Annotated in this window: 22 protein-coding genes and 1 pseudogene; 11 read left to right on the forward strand and 12 right to left on the reverse strand. The window is 63.2% G+C overall.

Features of this window, described 5'->3' with window-relative positions:
- Positions 1 to 11: 11 nt before the first annotated feature.
- Entirely contained in the window at positions 12 to 1,319 is a 1,308-nt protein-coding gene (locus tag M1E17_RS02515) for an IS256 family transposase (RefSeq protein WP_457965858.1), read from the forward strand.
- Between the two features lie 856 nt (positions 1,320 to 2,175).
- Here M1E17_RS02515 and M1E17_RS02520 read toward each other — a convergent pair.
- Positions 2,176 to 3,513, reverse strand: a complete 1,338-nt coding sequence (locus M1E17_RS02520) for a DUF445 domain-containing protein (protein WP_457965224.1) — start codon at positions 3,511 to 3,513, stop codon at positions 2,176 to 2,178.
- A 50-nt stretch (positions 3,514 to 3,563) separates the two neighbouring features.
- On the opposite strand from M1E17_RS02520, the gene M1E17_RS02525 reads away from it, so the two are divergent.
- The 6 genes from M1E17_RS02525 to M1E17_RS02550 all read left to right on the forward strand — a co-directional run bounded on the left by M1E17_RS02525 (position 3,564) and on the right by M1E17_RS02550 (position 7,066).
- Positions 3,564 to 4,451 (forward strand): glycerophosphodiester phosphodiesterase, encoded by an 888-nt coding sequence (locus tag M1E17_RS02525; protein WP_457965226.1) that lies wholly within the window; start codon positions 3,564 to 3,566, stop codon positions 4,449 to 4,451.
- 118 nt (positions 4,452 to 4,569) lie between these two features.
- A complete protein-coding gene (locus M1E17_RS02530) occupies positions 4,570 to 5,316 on the forward strand; it encodes an AzlC family ABC transporter permease (protein ID WP_457965228.1) in 747 nt (248 codons plus the stop codon).
- Positions 5,313 to 5,624, forward strand: a complete 312-nt coding sequence (locus tag M1E17_RS02535) for an AzlD domain-containing protein (RefSeq protein WP_457965230.1) — start codon at positions 5,313 to 5,315, stop codon at positions 5,622 to 5,624. The genes M1E17_RS02530 and M1E17_RS02535 overlap by 4 nt, the downstream gene beginning before the upstream one ends.
- Positions 5,625 to 5,708: 84 nt before the next feature.
- The gene (locus M1E17_RS02540) at positions 5,709 to 5,969 is read left to right on the forward strand and encodes a hypothetical protein (RefSeq protein ID WP_457965232.1); all 261 of its coding nucleotides are present in this window, start codon (positions 5,709 to 5,711) and stop codon (positions 5,967 to 5,969) included.
- Between the two features lie 9 nt (positions 5,970 to 5,978).
- Positions 5,979 to 6,695, forward strand: coding sequence for a hypothetical protein (locus M1E17_RS02545; RefSeq protein WP_457965233.1), 717 nt, complete (start codon positions 5,979 to 5,981; stop codon positions 6,693 to 6,695).
- A gap of 77 nt (positions 6,696 to 6,772) precedes the next feature.
- A complete protein-coding gene (locus M1E17_RS02550) occupies positions 6,773 to 7,066 on the forward strand; it encodes a hypothetical protein (RefSeq protein ID WP_457965235.1) in 294 nt (97 codons plus the stop codon).
- Positions 7,067 to 7,320: 254 nt separating this feature from the next.
- Here the strand turns inward: M1E17_RS02550 and M1E17_RS02555 are convergent, their stop codons facing one another.
- Together M1E17_RS02555 and M1E17_RS02560 are read right to left on the reverse strand one after the other, a co-directional pair.
- The gene (locus M1E17_RS02555; protein WP_457965236.1) at positions 7,321 to 7,587 is read right to left on the reverse strand and encodes a hypothetical protein; all 267 of its coding nucleotides are present in this window, start codon (positions 7,585 to 7,587) and stop codon (positions 7,321 to 7,323) included.
- Positions 7,588 to 7,846: 259 nt separating this feature from the next.
- Positions 7,847 to 8,449: pseudogene (locus M1E17_RS02560) on the reverse strand (TetR/AcrR family transcriptional regulator); the annotation flags it as partial.
- A gap of 121 nt (positions 8,450 to 8,570) precedes the next feature.
- On the opposite strand from M1E17_RS02560, the gene M1E17_RS02565 reads away from it, so the two are divergent.
- The gene (locus M1E17_RS02565; protein WP_457965238.1) at positions 8,571 to 8,891 is read left to right on the forward strand and encodes a thiamine-binding protein; all 321 of its coding nucleotides are present in this window, start codon (positions 8,571 to 8,573) and stop codon (positions 8,889 to 8,891) included.
- A 17-nt stretch (positions 8,892 to 8,908) separates the two neighbouring features.
- Here the strand turns inward: M1E17_RS02565 and M1E17_RS02570 are convergent, their stop codons facing one another.
- The 3 genes from M1E17_RS02570 to M1E17_RS02580 form a co-directional block, all read right to left on the reverse strand.
- Positions 8,909 to 9,145 (reverse strand): hypothetical protein, encoded by a 237-nt coding sequence (locus tag M1E17_RS02570; RefSeq protein WP_457965239.1) that lies wholly within the window; start codon positions 9,143 to 9,145, stop codon positions 8,909 to 8,911.
- A complete protein-coding gene (locus M1E17_RS02575) occupies positions 9,142 to 9,876 on the reverse strand; it encodes a GAF and ANTAR domain-containing protein (RefSeq protein WP_457965241.1) in 735 nt (244 codons plus the stop codon). Before M1E17_RS02575 ends, M1E17_RS02570 begins: the two co-directional genes overlap by 4 nt.
- Positions 9,877 to 9,982: 106 nt before the next feature.
- The gene (locus tag M1E17_RS02580; RefSeq protein ID WP_457965242.1) at positions 9,983 to 10,711 is read right to left on the reverse strand and encodes a GAF and ANTAR domain-containing protein; all 729 of its coding nucleotides are present in this window, start codon (positions 10,709 to 10,711) and stop codon (positions 9,983 to 9,985) included.
- A 278-nt stretch (positions 10,712 to 10,989) separates the two neighbouring features.
- Here M1E17_RS02580 and M1E17_RS02585 point away from each other — a divergent pair, with 278 nt between their 5' ends.
- Positions 10,990 to 11,667, forward strand: a complete 678-nt coding sequence (locus tag M1E17_RS02585) for an O-methyltransferase (RefSeq protein ID WP_457965243.1) — start codon at positions 10,990 to 10,992, stop codon at positions 11,665 to 11,667.
- A gap of 37 nt (positions 11,668 to 11,704) precedes the next feature.
- Here M1E17_RS02585 and M1E17_RS02590 read toward each other — a convergent pair whose 3' ends face one another.
- The 5 genes from M1E17_RS02590 to M1E17_RS02610 form a co-directional block, all read right to left on the reverse strand.
- A complete protein-coding gene (locus M1E17_RS02590) occupies positions 11,705 to 11,881 on the reverse strand; it encodes a CsbD family protein (RefSeq protein WP_457965244.1) in 177 nt (58 codons plus the stop codon).
- A 341-nt stretch (positions 11,882 to 12,222) separates the two neighbouring features.
- Complete coding sequence (locus tag M1E17_RS02595) at positions 12,223 to 13,347, reverse strand: YihY/virulence factor BrkB family protein (protein WP_457965245.1); 1,125 nt, start codon at positions 13,345 to 13,347, stop codon at positions 12,223 to 12,225.
- Between the two features lie 118 nt (positions 13,348 to 13,465).
- Positions 13,466 to 14,074, reverse strand: coding sequence for a DUF3618 domain-containing protein (locus M1E17_RS02600; protein WP_457965246.1), 609 nt, complete (start codon positions 14,072 to 14,074; stop codon positions 13,466 to 13,468).
- Positions 14,071 to 14,502, reverse strand: a complete 432-nt coding sequence (locus tag M1E17_RS02605; RefSeq protein ID WP_457965248.1) for a phage holin family protein — start codon at positions 14,500 to 14,502, stop codon at positions 14,071 to 14,073. The genes M1E17_RS02600 and M1E17_RS02605 overlap by 4 nt, the downstream gene beginning before the upstream one ends.
- Positions 14,502 to 15,509: a hypothetical protein gene (locus M1E17_RS02610; RefSeq protein WP_457965250.1), complete on the reverse strand. Its 1,008-nt coding sequence runs from the start codon at positions 15,507 to 15,509 to the stop codon at positions 14,502 to 14,504. Before M1E17_RS02610 ends, M1E17_RS02605 begins: the two co-directional genes overlap by 1 nt.
- Before the next feature lie 190 nt (positions 15,510 to 15,699).
- Here M1E17_RS02610 and M1E17_RS02615 point away from each other — a divergent pair, with 190 nt between their 5' ends.
- Positions 15,700 to 16,188: a hypothetical protein gene (locus tag M1E17_RS02615; protein ID WP_457965252.1), complete on the forward strand. Its 489-nt coding sequence runs from the start codon at positions 15,700 to 15,702 to the stop codon at positions 16,186 to 16,188.
- Between the two features lie 68 nt (positions 16,189 to 16,256).
- Here the strand turns inward: M1E17_RS02615 and M1E17_RS02620 are convergent, their stop codons facing one another.
- A complete protein-coding gene (locus M1E17_RS02620) occupies positions 16,257 to 17,339 on the reverse strand; it encodes an NAD-dependent epimerase/dehydratase family protein (protein WP_457965254.1) in 1,083 nt (360 codons plus the stop codon).
- Positions 17,340 to 17,488: 149 nt separating this feature from the next.
- Here M1E17_RS02620 and M1E17_RS02625 point away from each other — a divergent pair, with 149 nt between their 5' ends.
- Positions 17,489 to 18,397, forward strand: a complete 909-nt coding sequence (locus M1E17_RS02625) for a sigma-70 family RNA polymerase sigma factor (RefSeq protein WP_457965255.1) — start codon at positions 17,489 to 17,491, stop codon at positions 18,395 to 18,397.
- Positions 18,398 to 18,417 lie beyond the last annotated feature (20 nt).

An 18,417-nucleotide genomic window follows, 5' to 3' on the forward strand; every position in this document is an offset into this window, starting at 1 on the left:
CGGCCGGCAGCATGGAGGCGTTGAAGGCTTCGGGCGCGTTCGATGAGCTGATGAACCAGATCGATTCCGGACAGCTGGAACTCGACGGCAAGGACGGTTTCATCCAGCAGCTGATCAAGGCCTCGCTGGAACGCGGGCTCCAGGCCGAGCTGTCGGGGCATCTGGGCTATGACAAGGGCGATCCGATCGGGCGTTTCCTGCCTAACGCCCGCAATGGGTCTTATCCGAAGACGCTCGGGACCTCCGCGGGGGACGTGGATCTGGCCGTGCCTCGTGACCGTGCTGGGTCATTCACCCCGCATCTGGTCCCGAAGGGTGCGCGCCGGACAGGTGGCCTGGATGACATGATTATCAGCCTTTACGCCGGCGGGATGACGGTCCGGGACATCGCCCACCATCTGGAATCCACGCTGGGCACGGAGCTGTCCCACGAGACGATTTCCAAGATCACCGATGAGGTCCTGGACGAGGTGATGGAGTGGCAGAAACGCCCACTGGAGCCGCTGTATCCGATCCTGTATCTGGATGCGATCATCATCAAGGTCCGTGACGGGCACCAAGTGCAGAACCGTGCCGCGCACATTGCCGTGGGCGTGGACATGGACGGGATCAAGCACGTTCTGGGGATCTGGGTCGAAGCTACCGAGGGTGCGAAGTTCTGGGCAGGGGTCTGCGCCGAGCTCGCCAACCGCGGCGTGAAGGACGTTCTGATCGTCTGTTGCGACGGGCTCACCGGCTTCCCTGAGGCGATCGCCGCGACCTGGCCGGCCGCGACCGTCCAGACCTGTGTCGTGCACCTGATCCGTGCCTCGATGCGCTTCATCGGCTACCAGGACCGGAAGAAGGTCGCGTCCGCTCTGAGGCCGGTTTACACCGCCCCGACGGCCGACGCCGCGCAGGAGGCACTCGATGCATTCGAGGCCTCCGATCTGGGACGGAAGTATCCCGCAACTGTACGAACCTGGCGCAACGGTTGGGAGAGATTCATCCCCTTCCTGGCGTTCCCACCGCCGGTCAGACGGATTATTTACACCACGAACGCGATCGAGTCGCTGAATTACCAGCTGCGCAAGATCATCAAGAACCGCGGGCATTTCCCCAACGACCAGGCGGCCGTGAAGCTACTCTGGCTGGCGATCTGCAACATCGAGGACAAACGCACCAGTGCCCGGACCAAGCTTGAAGGCAGAGCCCGGGAAAACCGTGCCAAGACGGTGAACAAACTCATCGAGGGAACCTTCACACCTGGATGGAGCGAAGCCCTTGGCGTCCTCCTCCTGAACTATCCCGACAGACTCGGACCTTACCTAAACCGATGAGACTGCACCCGACTTACACAAATAACTTGACAGGCTCACCGCATGCAACGGAAGGCTGGGCCGCTGCGTCAAACGCTACATCGCCCGCGAAGTCTACGATCAGCTGATCCATCTACAACCAGCACCAGACGCCGGAGCCCTCCGCACCCTACGCCAAACGAAGAACATCACCCTCCAGGCCGCCGCGGACAGCCTCCATGTCTGGCCCACAGCACTGTCCGGGCTCGAACGCGGACTCACCCGCCACGACGACTTCTACCAACACTACGAAACCTGGCTCAACTCTCAATCCCAAAAACCGCGAAGAGGCACCCGGGAGGTTGCAGGACTGACCGGGCAGTTTGCCTAGCGGCAGGACCAACGGCGTCCCGCCGTCCCTGCCGTAATGACCGGGCCACTAAGGCTCTGAGGTCAAGGGCGGCCGCAGGCCGTCGCACCAGCGATCGCAGACCCTTGACCTTGGAGCCTTAGCCCGGTGATCTGCATGACGCGGGGCGCCGTGCCCATTGACAGCAATAGGAGCATCATTTAATGGTCCCGAGCCTCGCCTGCTCCCGAAGACGTTCCGCACCCGCGAGCCAGCAGCAAACGGCATCCCGTCCAGCACCGCACGACTCTCTTTGATTCGGCCGGCGGCGAGGGGGCTTAAGTGTTCATTCGCGCTGAGGGGAAGGGGCTTAAGTGTTCATTCGCGCTCAGGCGCCAAGGGCCTAAGTGTCCGTTCGCCCAGGGGAGGGGCTTAAGTGTTCGTTCGCGCTCAGAGGGGAGGGGCTGAAGTGTTCGTTCGCGCGCCAGTGCCGCCACCGCAGAGGAAACGCCAAGGCCCAGGAGCTTCGTGCTGCAAGCGCAGGGTCCGTCAGCCGAACACCAGGTGCGCCACCGTGAAGATTGCCAGCCCTGCCAGCGAACCCACCACTGTGCCGTTGATGCGGATGAACTGCAGGTCCTTGCCCACCTGCAGCTCGATCTTCTGTGAGGTCTCCTCAGCGTCCCAGCGCGCCACGGTGTCGGTGATGACGCCGGCAATGTCGGAGCGGTAGGTGCGGACCAGGTAACCCGCGGCGTCCCCAATCCAAGCGTTGACCTTGCCAGCAAGTTCGTCGTCCTTCACCAGGCGAGAGCCGAAGTCACGGACGGCCGCCTTGAACCGAACGGTGAGGTCGCTGTCCGGATCGTCCACGGCGCTGAGCAGCGCACTCTTCACAGTGCCCCACGTCCGGGAAGCCAGCTCGCGTACCTCCGGGTCTCCCAGGACCTGCGCCTTGATGTCCTCAGCACGGGCAATCATCGCCGGATCGTACTGCAGGTCCTGCGCCAAGTCGTTGAGGTACTTGTCGATGGACTTGCGGACCTGGTGATTGGGATCCGCCTGCACAGCGCGGGTGAATTTGAGGATTTCCACGTAGACCTTGTCGCCCACCAGGCCGTCCACGAACGGCGGGACCCACGTTGGCGAGCGGTCCGAAACGAGCCTGCTGACAGTCTCATGGTTGTCGTTGACCCAGTCCGCCGCCCTGTCCACCAGCAGGTCCACCAGTTGGTGATGGTGCCCTTCGGCGAAAATCCGTTCCGCCATCCTGCCCACCGGCGGTCCCCACGGCGGAGCCAGCAGGTGCTTGCGGACCATGCCTTCAATGACTGCCTGGACGTCGTCGTCGTTCAGGACCTTAAACGCACCGCGAATGACGGCGGCACCTTCCTTGGCCACGCGCTCGGCGCCGCCAGGGGCAGCGAGCCATTCGCCGGCCTTCCGTGCGATGTTGATGCTCGCGAGTTTGTCCTGGACCACCTGCTCCGAGAGGAAGTTGGTTTCCACAAACTCGCCCAGTGACGCGCCGATCTGATCCTTGCGACGGGGAATAATGGCGGTATGCGGGATCTTGATGCCCATCGGGTATTTGAAAAGCGCGGTCACGGCGAACCAGTCGGCCAGCGCACCCACCATGCCGCCCTCCGCCGCTGCCCGGACATACTGAAGCCACGGGTATTCCCGTTGCAAAGCGAAAGCGAAAACAAAAACGATGGCCATGGCAATGAGGAGGCCCAGCGCCACGAGTTTCATCTTCCGCAGCGCTGCCGCCTTTTCGGCGTCCCCTGCGCTGAATTGATGTCCGACGGCGGCGGCTCCCCTTTGCAGGGGCCCGGACGGTCCGTGAGGGGCCTGCTGGGTAATTGGTTCAGAGTTCACCTGCATGTGCCCAGCCTAGTCCCGCAGCCGATGCCCCGGTCCGCTAGCGTGTCCTCATGACAACGGACGAGCCTATGCACTTGAGGCCCTTGGTCTTCGCCCACAGGGGGTCCAGCGCCCTGTTCGCCGAACACACGCGGGCGGCCTACCTGCAGGCCCTTGCCGAAGGCGTTGACGGCGTGGAGTGCGATGTCCACCTCACCCGGGACCAGCACGCAGTACTTATCCATGACGCCAATCTGGACCGCACTTCAGACGGCACCGGTCCCGTGGCCGAGCGCTCGCTCCGCGAATTGCGCCTGCTCGATTTTTCCTCTTGGAAAGGTGCCAGGATTCCCGAGAAGTTCGGGGCGCGCTCCGAGCAGTTCCTTACTCTCTCTGAACTCCTGGATCTCCTGCGCGGGGCAGGCCGGCCGATTGCGCTGGCCATCGAGCTGAAACATCCCAGCCCCTTCCAGCTCAAACTCGAGGACCGGGTGCTGGACGTTCTGCGCAGTGAGGGTTGGGACGCGGCAACATCGTCCCTGGACAACGTCACGGTGACATTCATGAGCTTCAGCCCGGATTCGGTGAGGCACCTGCTCCGGCAGGTGCCTGCTGAATTCATCTGCCAGCTGGTGGATGACATCGACGTTCACGAAATTCGGGAGGAACTGGGCCTTGGCCTGCTCACGGGCAGTGCCATCGCCAACGTCATGAAGGCGGCGCAACTCGAAGGCGAACGGATCCTGGACGACTGCGAGGTGCGGCTGGCAGGTCCTGGCATAGACTACGTCCGCCAGCACGCCCGGAACGTCCAGCGCTGGCTGGATTCCGGCCGCCGCTTCCGGGTTTGGACCGTTGACTCGGAACGGGACGTGGCGCTGTGCCAGGGCTTGGGCATCCACGAAATCACCACCAACGTGCCTGCCCGAGTGCTGGCGCAGCTTCAGCTGCCCGTCTAGCCTGACAGCCCGGGCCGGCCCAGGCCCAGCCAGCATGCGTACGGGCGTACAACGCGTCCCAGTTGATGTGATTGAGTAGAACCATGCCTCCCCGCCGCCTCTGCCACAGAGAGCTGCTGTGAAAGTCCTGGCATCGCCCGCCGTGCGCGTGGGGATCTCCATCAGCATCGCAACGGGGCTTTACGGTGTGTCGTTCGGGGCCCTCTCTGTCACGTCGGGGCTCGATTTCTGGCAGACCATGGCGCTCAGCCTGCTGCTCTTCAGCGGCGGTTCGCAGTTCGCATTCATTGGCGTTGTCTCAGGCGGCGGCTCGGGCCTTGCTGCCATGACCGCGGCCACTCTGCTGGGCATGCGCAACGGGGTCTACGGCATCCAGCTCAATGCTCTCCTGCACCCCACCGGCTGGCGCAAATACGTGGCCGCACAGCTGACCATCGACGAGTCCACCGCCACCAGTACCGGACAGACGGATCCTGCGGAGCAGCGGCGCGGCTTCTGGACTGCCGGCGTGGGCATCTACGTTCTGTGGAACCTCTTTACTGCTGTGGGGGCACTCGCGGGAAGCGGACTAGGTGATCCGAAGCAGTGGGGCCTGGACGGCGCCGCGGTGGCCGCCTTCCTGGCGCTGCTGTGGCCCAGGCTCAAGGGACGGGAACCGGTGGCGATCGCCGTCGTGTGCGCCCTGGCTACCGTGATGGCAGTGCCGTTCGTGCCTGCAGGGGTGCCCATCCTCGTCGCTGCTGTGGTGGCCGCCGTGATGGGCTGGTTTGGGCATGGCCGCAGCGACGAAGGGTTGGAGCCCGATGTTGATCCCTACGCTGAACACCATCACGGCCACCACACGTCCCGCCAGGAGGGCCAGTGAATCTCTGGATTTGGCTGTTGCTGGCTTGTGTCCTGGCCTACGGCTGGAAGCTGGTGGGCTATTTTGTTCCCGCTAAGTTCCTCCAGGATCCGCGTATGTCCCGTGTGGCCGGCACCCTGACCATCGGGCTCCTGGCCTCCCTGACCATCGTGAATGCTGTGGCTACCGGCCAGACCGTCGCTTTTGACGCGAGGCTGGGAGCGCTGGCCGCGGCCGCCGTCGCCCTGGCTTTTCGGGCACCGTTCCTGCTGGTGGTTGTTGCCGGCGCCGGCACGGCAGCCGTCCTCCGGCTGCTCGGATGGAATTGATGTCCTCTGGTGGCTCCGATCACCGGCACTGTAGTATGAAGGTGGCTATGCAGCTGGCCATGGAACTTCATCTTAAGGGTGACCATGAAAAATCAACTGCATGCGGCCGGTCATAGATCGAGTCTGACCCGCACCATAGCCACAGCGCGGCTCCGCGCTGGCCTCCCCGTCAAGCGGTTCTTCACCAAATTTAATTCACTGGCTGACGTCCCCGCGGAGGACCTCGAGTTCCTTTCCCAGCGGCTCCTGATCGCCATGGAAATCGGTCAGGGAGCCCAGACTGCGGCCCTTCACCGTGCCGTGCGCAACGAGATCCGCAGCCGGGAAGCGGCGCCCAATGATTGATGGAAAGGCATGAAGATCGCCGTAGTGGGCGATCTCCTCGTTGATTCAGGGCGTTTTGGCACCGCAGCCGGCGGTGCCGCACGCGCGGCATCCCTGCTTGCACGGACAGGCAACAGCGTACAGCTGTTGACTGTCCTTCCAAGTGACAGTTCGCCGTCACAGCTTGCCGCCGCCCTGCCTGGCGTGAGTGTGGCGGCAGCCCGGGACCTCACTGAAGAGATGCTGCGCTGCCTGGACTTTGCAGACGCGATAGTGGTGGCCGACGGCGGACGCGGCGTGACGTGCAATGACCGCCTGCGCTGGCGGCTGGGTGTTTTGGCCCCCAGCGTCCCCATTGTGTGGGACCAGCACCGGGACGGCCCCGCTCCAGTACCTGGGGTCAGCGCGGTGACGCTAAGCGAGTCGTCCGCCTCACAGGCCAGCGGAATCGACGTCCGGGGCCATGAATCTGCGTCCGAAGCCGCCGGTCTGCTGCTGCGCAGCTGGGACGCAAGTTCAGTTTCCGTCCTGACATCCCCCGCCGGAGCCGACTCGGGAAGGGTTCGCGGAACCTTTTCGGCCGCGCTTGCTGCGGGATTGGCCCAGGGGATGGCGGTTTCGGCCGGTGTCCATCTTGCTGCCCAACACGCCGGAATCAACAGGGCCAACCAGCGGAGCATGGGACTGGCGTTTGCGCCAACTCAGGCTCCTGCACCGGGGGAATCTGACGCCCGCCCGGGAAGCTGACCTGCTTCTGCCAAGGATCTGTGATCCACTGGAGAGAGGCCGCCAACCGGGTTTGTGGGCCAAAAGGAGGAATCGCGATGAACGAACAACAACGTCCAGACGATGACCGGGAAAGTACCGGGCGCCGAGCCGAGGCTCGAGTACCTGGCTTTGAAACCGCAAAGTCCCGTCCAGCCTACGTGGATCCAGGCGGCTCCCAATCCACGAAGGAACTCCGTGAAACCGCCCGCCGCCGTCGTGAGGCCGAAGAGAAGCTGCAGCAGCATCTGATGGAAGCCAAGGAGCACGCTCACCATGAGTCAGACCACCAGGCCGATGCCGCCAAGGATGACGGAGCTGGCAAGGATGACAGGGCAGGCAACCCTCAATAGGGACCGCAAAACCAAATAGGGACCGTAGTGAGCTTGCAGTCAGGTGGGGCGTCGCGCAGTTAGAGGCGTCATCTAGAGGTGCCATCGCGGTTACTGGAGGTGCCACCGCGGTTAGAAGTTGCCGCGGCCCCGCCAGTGCACGTCGATTAAGCGTCAGGCTGGCGCACGTCAACTAAGCGTGAGGCCGGCGCAGGCCGATGGGCGTGCGCTCTGCGGCATGGCGGTGCGGGTGGTAGCTGGGTGGGGGGCTGTGGCTAGGCTACGCCGTGCGCGGCCGCGGTATCCGGTGAAACAGCCCTTCGGGCAGCTTCTTCAACACCCAGCTCATACCAGACCTGCGCCCCGAACTCTGGTTCAGGCGTATCAAGGTTCTGGTAGAGGGCGTCCAGCAGGCTTGCGAGCTCTTCCGCGGGGAGGGTGGGAAGGACTTCCTCCGGACCGCGGGGATCATTGATGAACTTCGAAAGCTGGGAGCTGTTCAGAGTAACGCGACTGGGCTTACTTCGCAGGATGTGGTTCATGGGGTGGCTCCATCTGGGAATCTCCGAGGCTGGCTGCGTAACCCTACTTGAGTCTATTCCAACGAAAGGGCGCCCACAATGGCCGTGCCGCCATTTGCCTGCCGGGTGATATTCCGGCCGATGTGCCCTAGCTGAGGCGTGAACCGGGGAGCTGTGAACCAGGAAACTGCGTAGAACCAGGAAATTGCTGTGAACCAGGAAGCTGTTGTGAACCGGGAAGCTGCTGTGAACCAGGAAACTGAGTGGGGAGCTGGGCGGCAGGCAGGGGAACGTGGGGCGGAAGAGGCCGTGAGGGGCGTTCCGTCCGAATAGCATCCTCGACCAGCGCCACCGGCCGGCGCCAGGCGTCGGATCCGGGCTCCATGGTGTCCACGACGCCGATAAGCATTGCAAGCAGCCGGAACATGTCGGTCATGGAGATGTCAGGCCGCAGGGTTCCCTGGCCTTGTCCGCGGGCCAGCAGGACGCCAATCGAATCGATCAGCGATCCTGTGATGCCAACGAGCAGCTCACGCCGCCCGGCAACAGCGCCCAGCAGGTTGGCGTCAGCACTGGCGGCGTCCATGATCGCTTCCATGACACGCAGCAGACCCGTGGCGGCATCAATGTCGGCCAAAGCATCGTCCATCACCGGATCCACAGTCAGCCTAAGCTGGCGGTTAAGAGCGGCGAGGACCAGCTCTTCCTTGTCCGCAAAATTACGGAAAAGGGTGGCAGGGCCTACACCCGCCGTCGTCGCAATGGTCTGCAACGGCACGTCCGGGCCATATTCACGGAAGCATTGACGTGCTGCAGTAATAATTTTGTCCACATTCCGCGCTGCATCTGCACGGAGCGGCTTGCGGGCGACTGCGAGGTTCATCCGATCAGGGTAGCAACGCAGGCCGGGGCCTTCACGGTTACTGGAGGGTAGGCGGTTATATGACGTGTTGCATATCAGGGGCCTGGACGGTCAGCGCCTGCGGGCGTGCCAGACTGGCTCCATGTTGCTTGCATTTTCTGTCGCCCCGTCCGGTACCCCCGCGGGTGGTTCCAGCCCGTCCGATGCGTCCGTTCATGACGCCGTCGCCGCCGCCGTGAAAATCGTGCGGGAATCGGGCCTGCCCAACAAGACCGATTCGATGTTTACCACCATTGAGGGTGAATGGGATGAAGTATTTGAGGTGGTAAAAAGGGCCACTGAGGCCGTTGGAGAGTTCGGAAGCCGCGTTTCGCTGGTCATCAAGGCTGACATCCGGCCTGGGTACTCGGGGGAGCTCACGGCAAAAGTGGACCGCCTCGAACAGGCAATCTCCGGCTCCTAGCCCTCCGCCTTGGCCTTCTAGCCATCGGCATGGGAGTCGTTGCCGTCAAGCTCGTGGATGGCATGGTCCAGGAGGTCCCGCTGAACGCCGCGCAGCATGTAGGACCGGTTCAGGTACGCATCGATCTCCAGTTCACCAGCGTCACCGCCGATGCTGAAATAGTGCATCCACAGCACTTCCACGCTTAGCCCGGCCGCCTGGAAAGCAGCAGATGTCCGGTCCCGCTGCTCCTCCGCGGTCTCGTCAACAGTCATGGCCGTTCGTGGTCGGGTTCGGGATGCCGGTCAAGAACATTGAGGGCGACGTGGCTGAGGGGGACTCCTTCCTCGCGGGACCGCGTGGTGAGCACCCGCAGGGCTGCGCGCTCGTCGAGGTTCTGGCGTTCCATCAGCACCCCCTTCGCCATGTCGATCACACTCCGGCTGTGCAGGGAGTCCTTGAGGATGTCACTGAGATGACCGGCGCTCTCATGCGCCTGCACGTTGGCAAGCATCACGGCTGCCGGTGCGGACAGCAGTTCCAGGAGATGTTCACTGCGGGCATCGAATGCCTGGGCCTGGTCCGAGTAGACCTTCAGCGCGCCAATGGCCTCCATCCGGGGAAGGTTCTGTTCTGCGGGCAGCAGGAGCGGGACACTGAGGCACGAGAGCAGGCCAACCTGCGCGCTGGCCCGGCTCCATTGGGGCCATCGGGTTTCGATGCGGCTGTCGTCCATACGGACTGTCACCGCACCGGCCCACGCTGAGAGGCATGGTCCTTCGCTCAGGTCATACTGCAGTTGGTCGGCCTCTTCCACCAGCGCATTCGTGGACGCCCTGCTGATGGGTTGACCCTGCGCATTGATGAGGGTGGCCCCGGCGCCGACGCTCCCTGGAATGCCTTCCAAGGCTGCCCGGGCTATTTTGGCGATGGCCGAGCCAGCCACCTGCTCCGTCAAGAGCAGGCCCGAGACGCGGGCGAAGACCGCCTGCAACTCGCCTGTCACTGGCTCTCTTCGAGTCACTTGTTGGCCTCCATTGCCATTCCTGCCGGTGATTCGGCAGGAAGATCCAGGGCTGCCGCTGGTTCCAGCATAACTTCGGTGCCCGTGCTTAGGCGCGTCTTTCCGGGATCCCGGCGCCGTTGACTATGTCTGTGGCCACCAGTCGAAGCCGCACGTTCCTTGCCTGGGCAGCGTCGTGGAGAAGCGAAATAGCAGCGTCACGGCTGGAGCGGGTGTGGACCATCACGAGGGCGAGTGCAGCATCGATCGTCGCCCGCGAGCGCAGTGCTTCCCGCAGCTTATTCGGGTACGCCTCAGGGTCCCTGCCCGGATGCACCCGAAGTGCTATGCGGAGGATGCGGGAGATGGATTGTGCGTGCTCCTCAATGGAGGCAACAGTTTCGGGACTAAAGGCGGAGGTTCGGTAGGCATAGCAGTTCAAGGCTGCAGAAGCGTCCTGTCCGGCGTCGATTGGCACGGCGAGGACGGACAGCACACCAAAATCCCTAACGGCTGAGTAGTAATCGCTCCAGCGGGCGTTGGCAGCAAGGTCTTCCACCATCACTGGCTCCCCCCCACGCAAGGCAGTCAGGCAAGGACCGTCGTTGAGCTCGTATTGCTTTTCATCCATGGAAAGGGCCTGATCGCTGCTGCTGGCTACGGTAAACAGTCCGCCGTCGCGCTGCACGGAAATGGCGCACGATATGGGTTGCGGGGTGCCCAGTCGGGAGGCCGAATAGAGCGTGAGTTCCATCAGGAAAGCGTCAAAGTCCTTGCTTTCGAGCAACAGGTCCTGAAGATGGTCATGGGTCACCGGAGGGAGGGGTATGGAGGCCATTATGAGCCTCGATTCTTACTAGGTCCCGTGCCTGGCGAACGGTCCGGGATTGGCCGGGGAGGTGTGGCCGCCAGCCATGGTGCTCCGAACAGGATGTTCAGGAGCTGGGGTAACGCTTCCGCGGGATAGTGGGCACCTGCCTAAATCCGCTTCTGTTTCGAGCCTACGCGCAATATGTCGCACAAGATACAAGCAGGCCAACCGCTGGAGCACCGTCTGGTAAACAGCTTGCGGAATACGGCCTAGACCCGGAGAATGCTCCGTGCCAGACTGTGGCCATGTTTGAGCACAAGACCCAGCCCGGGTGGGTAAAAGTGGAAGAGTTCATCACCCAATCCGTAGTGCATCCGGACGGAGCGCTCCAGCGTGCGGTGGAGTCCGCCGTCGATGCCGGGATGCCGCCCATCGAAGTAGCCCCAAACGCCGGCAAACTGCTCAAGCTCCTGGTACAGCTTTCCGGTGCGCGTCGTGTCCTCGAGATTGGGACACTGGCCGGGTTCAGCACGATTTGGATGGCTCAGGCGCTTCCCGACGACGGCCGGCTGGTCACGTGCGAATATCTCATCAAACACGCCGATGTCGCGCGCGCAAATGTTGATGCCGCGGGCCTGTGCGGAAAAGTGGAGATCCGGATCGGCCCTGCCCTGGAAACACTTGCTGCCCTGCACGCTGAAGGCCAGGAGCCGTTTGATTTTGTCTTCATTGACGCGGACAAGGAGAACGACGCTGCCTACCTGGAGTGGGCTGTCCGCCTGGGCCGGCCCGGAACGGTTGTGGTGCTGGACAACGCCATTTGGGAGGGTGCGGTGCTGGACCCTTCCATAGACCGCGTCAACGCGCCGGGGATCATTGGCGCACTGGAGCTGCTGGGGAAAGACCCGCGCTTGGACGGCACAGTCATCCAGACCGTGGGTTCCAAGGGATGGGACGGGTTCGCCCTGGCATTGGTCCGTTAAGTAAGCCGATCCGGATCCATGCCAGGGCGGGATTTCGTTAGTCCTTCTTGAAGGCGTCCTTAACCTTCTCGCCGGCCTGCTTCAGATCGGCTTTTGTCTGGTCCATTTTGCCCTCGGCCTCGAGGCCCTCGTCGTCGCTAGCCTTACCGGTAGCCTCTTTGGCCTTGCCGCCGAGCTTCTCGCCGGTGTTCTCCATCTTGTCGTCCAAACCCATGGCATTTCTCCCTGTGGCTTGATGCCGGCCAGCGGAATGCCGGCTGGTCATGCTTCAATGCTAGCCAGCTTTGACGGTTGCAAACAGGGCCGCCGAGGGGGTGTGCGTGCATTCCGGAGCATTCCGCTGCCGGCTGTGCCGGAAGCAGCACACACCAAATCATGGGAGGGGGGCGGTCTGCAGATCGAGGGGGCCGACGGCGACTGGGGGGACTGGCCTCGGTCTCAGAAGAGGCCATCTCACCGCCGACCCCGCCTGACACCCGGGCCAAAGCTCAAACCCGGGAAACCTGGACAGGACCTGCTTCTCTTGTTAATTTTCCTCCAAGTTCGAGGTCCTGCCTAGTCCCGGTGGCTTCCCTTGTGAAGATCGCCGCCGGTTTCGTCCCCCTTGCCCTGCGACACCTCCCCGCCGCGGCTTTCGCGCAGCTCCCGGCCGCGACGGATGTCTTCCTCCTCCTGGGCCTGCAGCTTGTCGCTCTTCTTGGTGTCCCGTGGGGGCAGTTGGATGGTTTCCTCGGCTTCAATCCCTGCCTGGAGTTGCCGTCCGCGTTCCGTCTCAGCATCGAGTTCCGCCCCAAACAAAAGGGACATGTTGAGGATCCACAGCCAGAGCAGCATCACGATCACGCCGCCCAGCGCACCGTAGGTCTTGTTGTAATTGCCAAAATTGGCCACGTAAAAGGCGAAGCCCAGGGAGGCCAGAAGGAAAACTAATAACGCAACGAACGAGCCAATGCTCATCCACCGGAACTTGGGCTGCTTGACGTTCGGCGTGACGTAGTAGAGGACGGCGATGATCACAATAACCAGCGCCACGATGACCGGCCACTTAGCAATGTTCCAGACCGTGAGGATGGTCCCGCCCAGTCCAATGGCGCCGCCAATGGCTTCCGAAACCGGGCCGCTGAGCACGAGCATCCCGGCAAGCAGGGCCACAATGACCACGGCGAGCAGGGTGACTGCCAGCATGGTTCCGCGGAGCTTCAGGAACGGGCGGCCTTCATCGACTTCATAAACACGGTTCATGGCGCGGCCGAACGCCCCCACGTATCCGGACGCTGACCACAGGGCGGTGGCAAGGCCGATGAAGAGCGTGAACCCTGCCGCCGGCGCAGCCGCAAGCTCCTCCACCGGCCCGCTGACTGTTTCGACAGTATCCTCGGGTGCGATGCCGCGCACGATTTCCAGGAGGGCCGCCGTCGTCGTTGCCGGATCACCGAAGATGCCGACGAGCGAAACGAGCGCCAGCATCGCAGGAAACAGCGACAGAACGGCGAAGTACGTGAGTGCGGCCGCCAAGTCCGGACAGTGGTCCTGGTTGAACTCCCTGAAGGTCTTCTTGGCGATGTACTTCCATGAGGGCTTGGTGACATCCGTGGGGCTGTCCGGCTTACGGGAGTCGTCGGGGGCCGGAGCGCTGCCTGCCTTGGCGGTGCTCGTCTCGGAACTGTCCTGAGTGGCCATGGGCTGTCCTCTCGATTGTGGTAAAACGGACAGGCCGGCTCCGCCGGGGGAGGCGGGAGCCGGCCTATCTGTGGCACTGCTGATTTCTGTCGCGGCTGCTACTGATGCTGCGGGCCTGTCAGGGGTTCTGAACGTGGTCCTTGGCGTCAGTGGCACGGTCTTTCACATCGGAGGCCGCAACCTGGCCTTCACTCTTGACATGCTCAGCGCCCTCAGTAGCCGTTGCCTTGACGCTTTCCATGGCTTCCCGGGCCGGCTCCTTCATGCCTTCAGCCATTTCCTTGGCGGCTTCCGTCAGCTCACTTGTCACGGGTTCCGCGGCCGACTTGAGGGCGTCCGCCGCTTCGCGTTCCTTTTCGCTGGCCGGGATCAGAGAGGACAGCAGCATCCCAGCGCCGAAGGCGATCAGGCCTGCGGCCAAGGGGTTTCCTTGCGCCTTAGCCCGTACCTGTTGGGGGGCCTCACCGATCGCCGATCCTGCATCACTAAGCATGTTGCCGGCGCTGTCGGTGCGGCTCTGGACCCCACCCTGCACCCTGGAAGTGGCGCTGTCTGCTGCTCCCATGACTTTCTCCTTCACTCCGAAGACGGCGTCCTTCACCTTGTCTGTCTGGCGGTGGACGATGTTGGAGGGAGTGACCTTGTCAGCCACGGCATCCACATTGGTGCCAAGGCGGGCACGGGTTGCTTCAATATCTGAACGGATCGCGTCCGGGTTGTCACTCATCGTTTTACCTCACCGGGTTTTAGGGTTGGGGGAATTTCCTGGAGTGTTTCGGTGGTCTGGGGCATGCCCTTGACCGTCTTGAGTTCCTTGCGGCCCATTGCCGCCAATATTGCGGCGATGATGCCCCAGATAACAGCCACGACGACGGCGGACCAGCCCAGGCCCATCAGCTCGCCCAAGGCGTACCAGAGGGCGATGGAAAGGAACAGCAGGACAAAATGACCGGCCACGCCCGCTCCGGCGAGCATTCCGCTGCCCTTGCCCGCCTTGGTAGCTGTCTGCTTGAGTTCTACTTTGGCGAGCTCAAGTTCCTGGCGCATCAGGGTGGAAAGGTCACGGGTCACCTCCCCGAGCAGGTCGCCCAAGGATGTATTGTCAGCCTTCGCATGCGCTGCGCTCGGAGGAGTCTCCGGCATCTCGCTGCTCATCACGGCCTGCCAGTCTGGCCGTCCGCGGACCGGTCCCGGGTGAGTGGGTCGTTGGCCATCGGATCATCCGCCAGGTCCCTGTCGCCCAGGGGATCCTGTGCTGTCCTGTTACCGGACCACGGCTCCTCTACCAACTGCGGGCTGTCCAGCGGACTTGCCGTCGTGGAAGCAGCAGGATAGCTGCTTCCCGGCGCGCCGCCGTCGTACCCTGCCGTGGTGGTGGACGGGCCAGGGAGCTGGACCGGTGGCGGCGGAACCGCACCCCCGCCCGCGGGGACGTAGCCTGCAGCCTGGTCTGCCTCGTACTGGCCGGCTGCATACTGGTTGCCGGAATACTGGCCGGTGTATCCGGCAGAACCTGTGGTGGACTCCGGTGCCCCGGCGTTCAAGCTGCGGGTCAGCCTTCCTGCAAGGACGCCGGCGCCTGCAGCAAGAAGCAGGAAGGTGCCGGGACGCTGCCGGGCGAAGCTCCTTACTTCGTCCAGGAGTGATCCAGGGTCCCGCCCTTCAAGCCAGGACGCCACGGAGGAGGAGCGGTCTGCGGCCTGGCGGACCAGGTCGGAAGCAACGCCTGGCTGGTCGGATGCCTGGGCCATGGAATGCAGTTGGTCAGAAACGGAGCGGAGGCCGTCAGCAACTTTCTGCTGCTGCGTCCCTGCCTGCTGGGTGAGGTCGTTCCGAGCCTGGTACAGCAGGTCCTTGGCATTCGTCTTGACCTCGCTCGCGACGTTTGCCGCTTCACTCTTTGCTGTCTGGGCCACGCTCTGGGCAGAATCCGCTGCTGTGCGGGCAACGTCCCCGGCTTCTTGCTTTACAGCGTCCTTCCGGGAGGAAGTCTCATAGGCTCCGCCTGTCTGTGGCGTGCCTGTCTGTGGCGTGCCTGTCTGCGGAGTCCCCGCAGTCTGGGCAGCGGAGGGGAACGTGCTGGCGCTCCGCTCTCCGGTAGTCCCTGGTGTGGCCGGGGGAACCCTGTACGTGGGGTCCTCGGGCCATTGGTTCTCTGTCATCTTCGCTCTCTCTTTCCCAAGAAGGCCGGTTGTTGATCAAGAACCAGCGATACTGGCCGTAAAATAGTAAGCATGATTACTAACAGATAGTAAGTACCCTTGGTAAATTACTTTCAAACGGGTTTGTAGTGCCTGTTGAATTGGCAGCACCCGGGCCCGGCCGCAGCGAAGTGGAAAGAGGTGGGTAGCTTTGGAAACAGCACCGTGGGTTTGGGTGGTTGTTGCAATTGTTGTCATCGCGCTTATTGTGGTGCTCCTGTTGACTGGGAAGCGCCGCAAGGCAATACAGCAGAAGCGTGAAGAATCGCAGCGTGAAAAGGCCGCGGAAATTCGCCGCAACGCCGAGAACGTCGAATTGGATGCCCGCGAAAATGAGGCTCGCGCTACTCGTGCACGTGCCGACGCCGAACAGGCCCAGGTGGAAGCTGCGCGGCTTAAGCAGGAAGCGGACCAGAAGGCGGCCAATGCCGAGTCGCTGCGCGAGGATGTAGCCCGGCAGAGCCGGAAGGCCGACGCCGTTGATCCCGACGTGCGCAATGACGGGAACGTCCGTGGCGAGCGCGAAGCCCGGACCGACACTGCCAGGACGGACGCCGCCAGGACGGACACGGCCAGGACGGACACGGCCAGGACGGACACGGCCCGGACTGACCGCGACAACCCGCGTTCGGGTATCTAGGGTCCGGTACCTGGGCTCGCGTATTGAGAGTCGGTATTAAAGGGAAAACCTGTTTGGTGTACCCGCTTTTACTGCACCCGGTGTGACCGCCTGGAACGGGAAGCCGCAGCAAGGCTCCGCCTGGGCTTGAGAACGGGGGAAGGAGGTACTCCTTCCCCCGTTCCCATGCCTTGGAGGATCTGGGCCAGGGCGTCCATGGATGATCTCCGCGGCTCCCAGTCCAGGACCCTCCGGGCGCGGCTGGTGTCCATGATGGGTGCGCCGGCAGCCATATCAATCCAACCTGCATCGGTAGGTTGAAGCCGGAGCTTCCAGGTGACATGCACCAGGGCCCGCAGGAGGCTCATGGGAATGGGGAGGATGCGCTTCGCGCGAAGGAGCCTGCCGAGTTCCTGTGGAGTAATCACGGGCTCGGCGGCTACGTTGAACGCCCCGGACTCGCCGCGGTCCAGGACCCGCCAGTACGCCTCGGCAACATCTTCGGCGTGGACCGCCTGAAATATGAGGTCCTCAGGGGCAGGAAGTATGGGCAGCCACGGCCTGGCCGGCACCAGCCGGGAGAGAACGGGGCCCAGGAAGAACTGTCCCACTGCGCTGCCGGCATCAGCCTGAAAGATCAGCCCGGGCCGGAGCCTGGCCACTTTGACCCCTGGCTGTTCCGCCTGGAACCGGTCCAGGAGGGCTTCCTGTTCCGCCTTGTGCCGGCTGTAATGCGACGACGGGATCCCCGTGGCCGGCCAGGATTCATCGGTCCTCTGGTTCTTAGGTGCTTTACTGTAGGCGCCCACGGAGGACGCGCACACAATATGCCCCACGCCTGCTTGCCGGGCAGCCTCAAGGACATTCGCGGTTCCCGTGACGTTCGTTCGGCGAAGGGTGGCAAGGTCCCTGTTCGGCTGCAGCAGCCAGGCCAAGTGGACCACGGCGTCCGCCCCTGCCAGGGCGGAGCGGAGCAGCGGAAAATCGGCATCCCGGCCCACGTCCAGGGTGTGCCATTCGACCCCCTGGTACGGAGCAAGGGCGGTATCCGGAAGTCGCCTGCTCACCCCTACGGGTTCCAGGCTTCCAGGCCGTTTTAGCAGTTGGCCCTGGAGGTTCCGAAGGAGTGCTGTGCCGGCGTTTCCGCTGGCTCCGATGATGGCGATTCGCATAACCACGTCTCCTTTGACCGGGCCGGGAGCTTCCTCCTGCGCGCCGGGCCGCCAATCGGGAAGCATTGTTTAATAAGCAGCCTTATGATTTCCTACTTCTAAGTCTTGCCGCAGGCTTTCGGAATCCGAGCCCGAAGGAACCAACGACAATGCCTGATTTTATTGCTGCGCTTGCCGTGGAGAATACCAGAGCTGAGACGCGTCCGGTGGAGGTTCCTCCACCCACCTCTCCTCCTAAGGGCGGGCGCCTCCGGCAAACATTCGAAAACGACCTGGTCCTGAGCTACCTGGACCTGGCTGAAGCGCTGGCCGCGCGCTTTGAGGCCCGTGGCCGGGAGCGGGCCGACCTCAACCAGGTGGCATACCTGGGCCTCGTCAAGGCTGCACGAGGCTTTGACCAGACAAAAGGTGACAGCTTTCCGGCCTACGCGGCACCCACTATTACTGGCGAACTCAAGAGGTACCTCCGCGACAGGAGTTGGGTGGTCAGGCCCCCACGGCACATCCAGGATCTGCGTTCCCGCCTGTTCCGCGTGGAGCCTGAACTCGCCCAGTCGCTGGGCAGGAACCCCACTGTTGACGAGCTTGCCCAGGAACTGGGCGTAGAAAGTGTAGAGGTGCAGGAGGCGATCTCGGCGTCGAGCAGCCTGCATCCGGATTCGCTCGACGCCGTCAATCCGAACAGCGACGCGCCTCCAATCGCGGAGGTGCTCGCCGCTCCTGAAGCGCCACTGGAACGGCTGGAAGAGCTGGCCTGCCTGCGGGAGGCAATGGAGGAGCTCGACCCCGGGGACCGGGAGCTGTTATACCGGCGGTACTTTTGCGAAGAGACCCAGGTGGAACTGGGTAAACGCCTGGGAATGTCCCAGATGCAGGTTTCGCGGCGCCTGGCCCGCGTGCTGGTGGAACTGCAGCGCAGGCTCCTGGAAAGCAGCTACGTTGCCGATTCGGGTACCGGGGCGGCCCAGCACCTGCCCGTTGCACCGCGAAGGACCGGATCCGGCCGGCCGTCCAATGGATCCCAGCGGGAAAGCCGCTCCCGAGTCACCAGCCGGTGAGGTCCGATCGGCTGGCCCTC

It is taken from the genome of Arthrobacter sp. D1-29 (genome assembly GCF_054130585.1).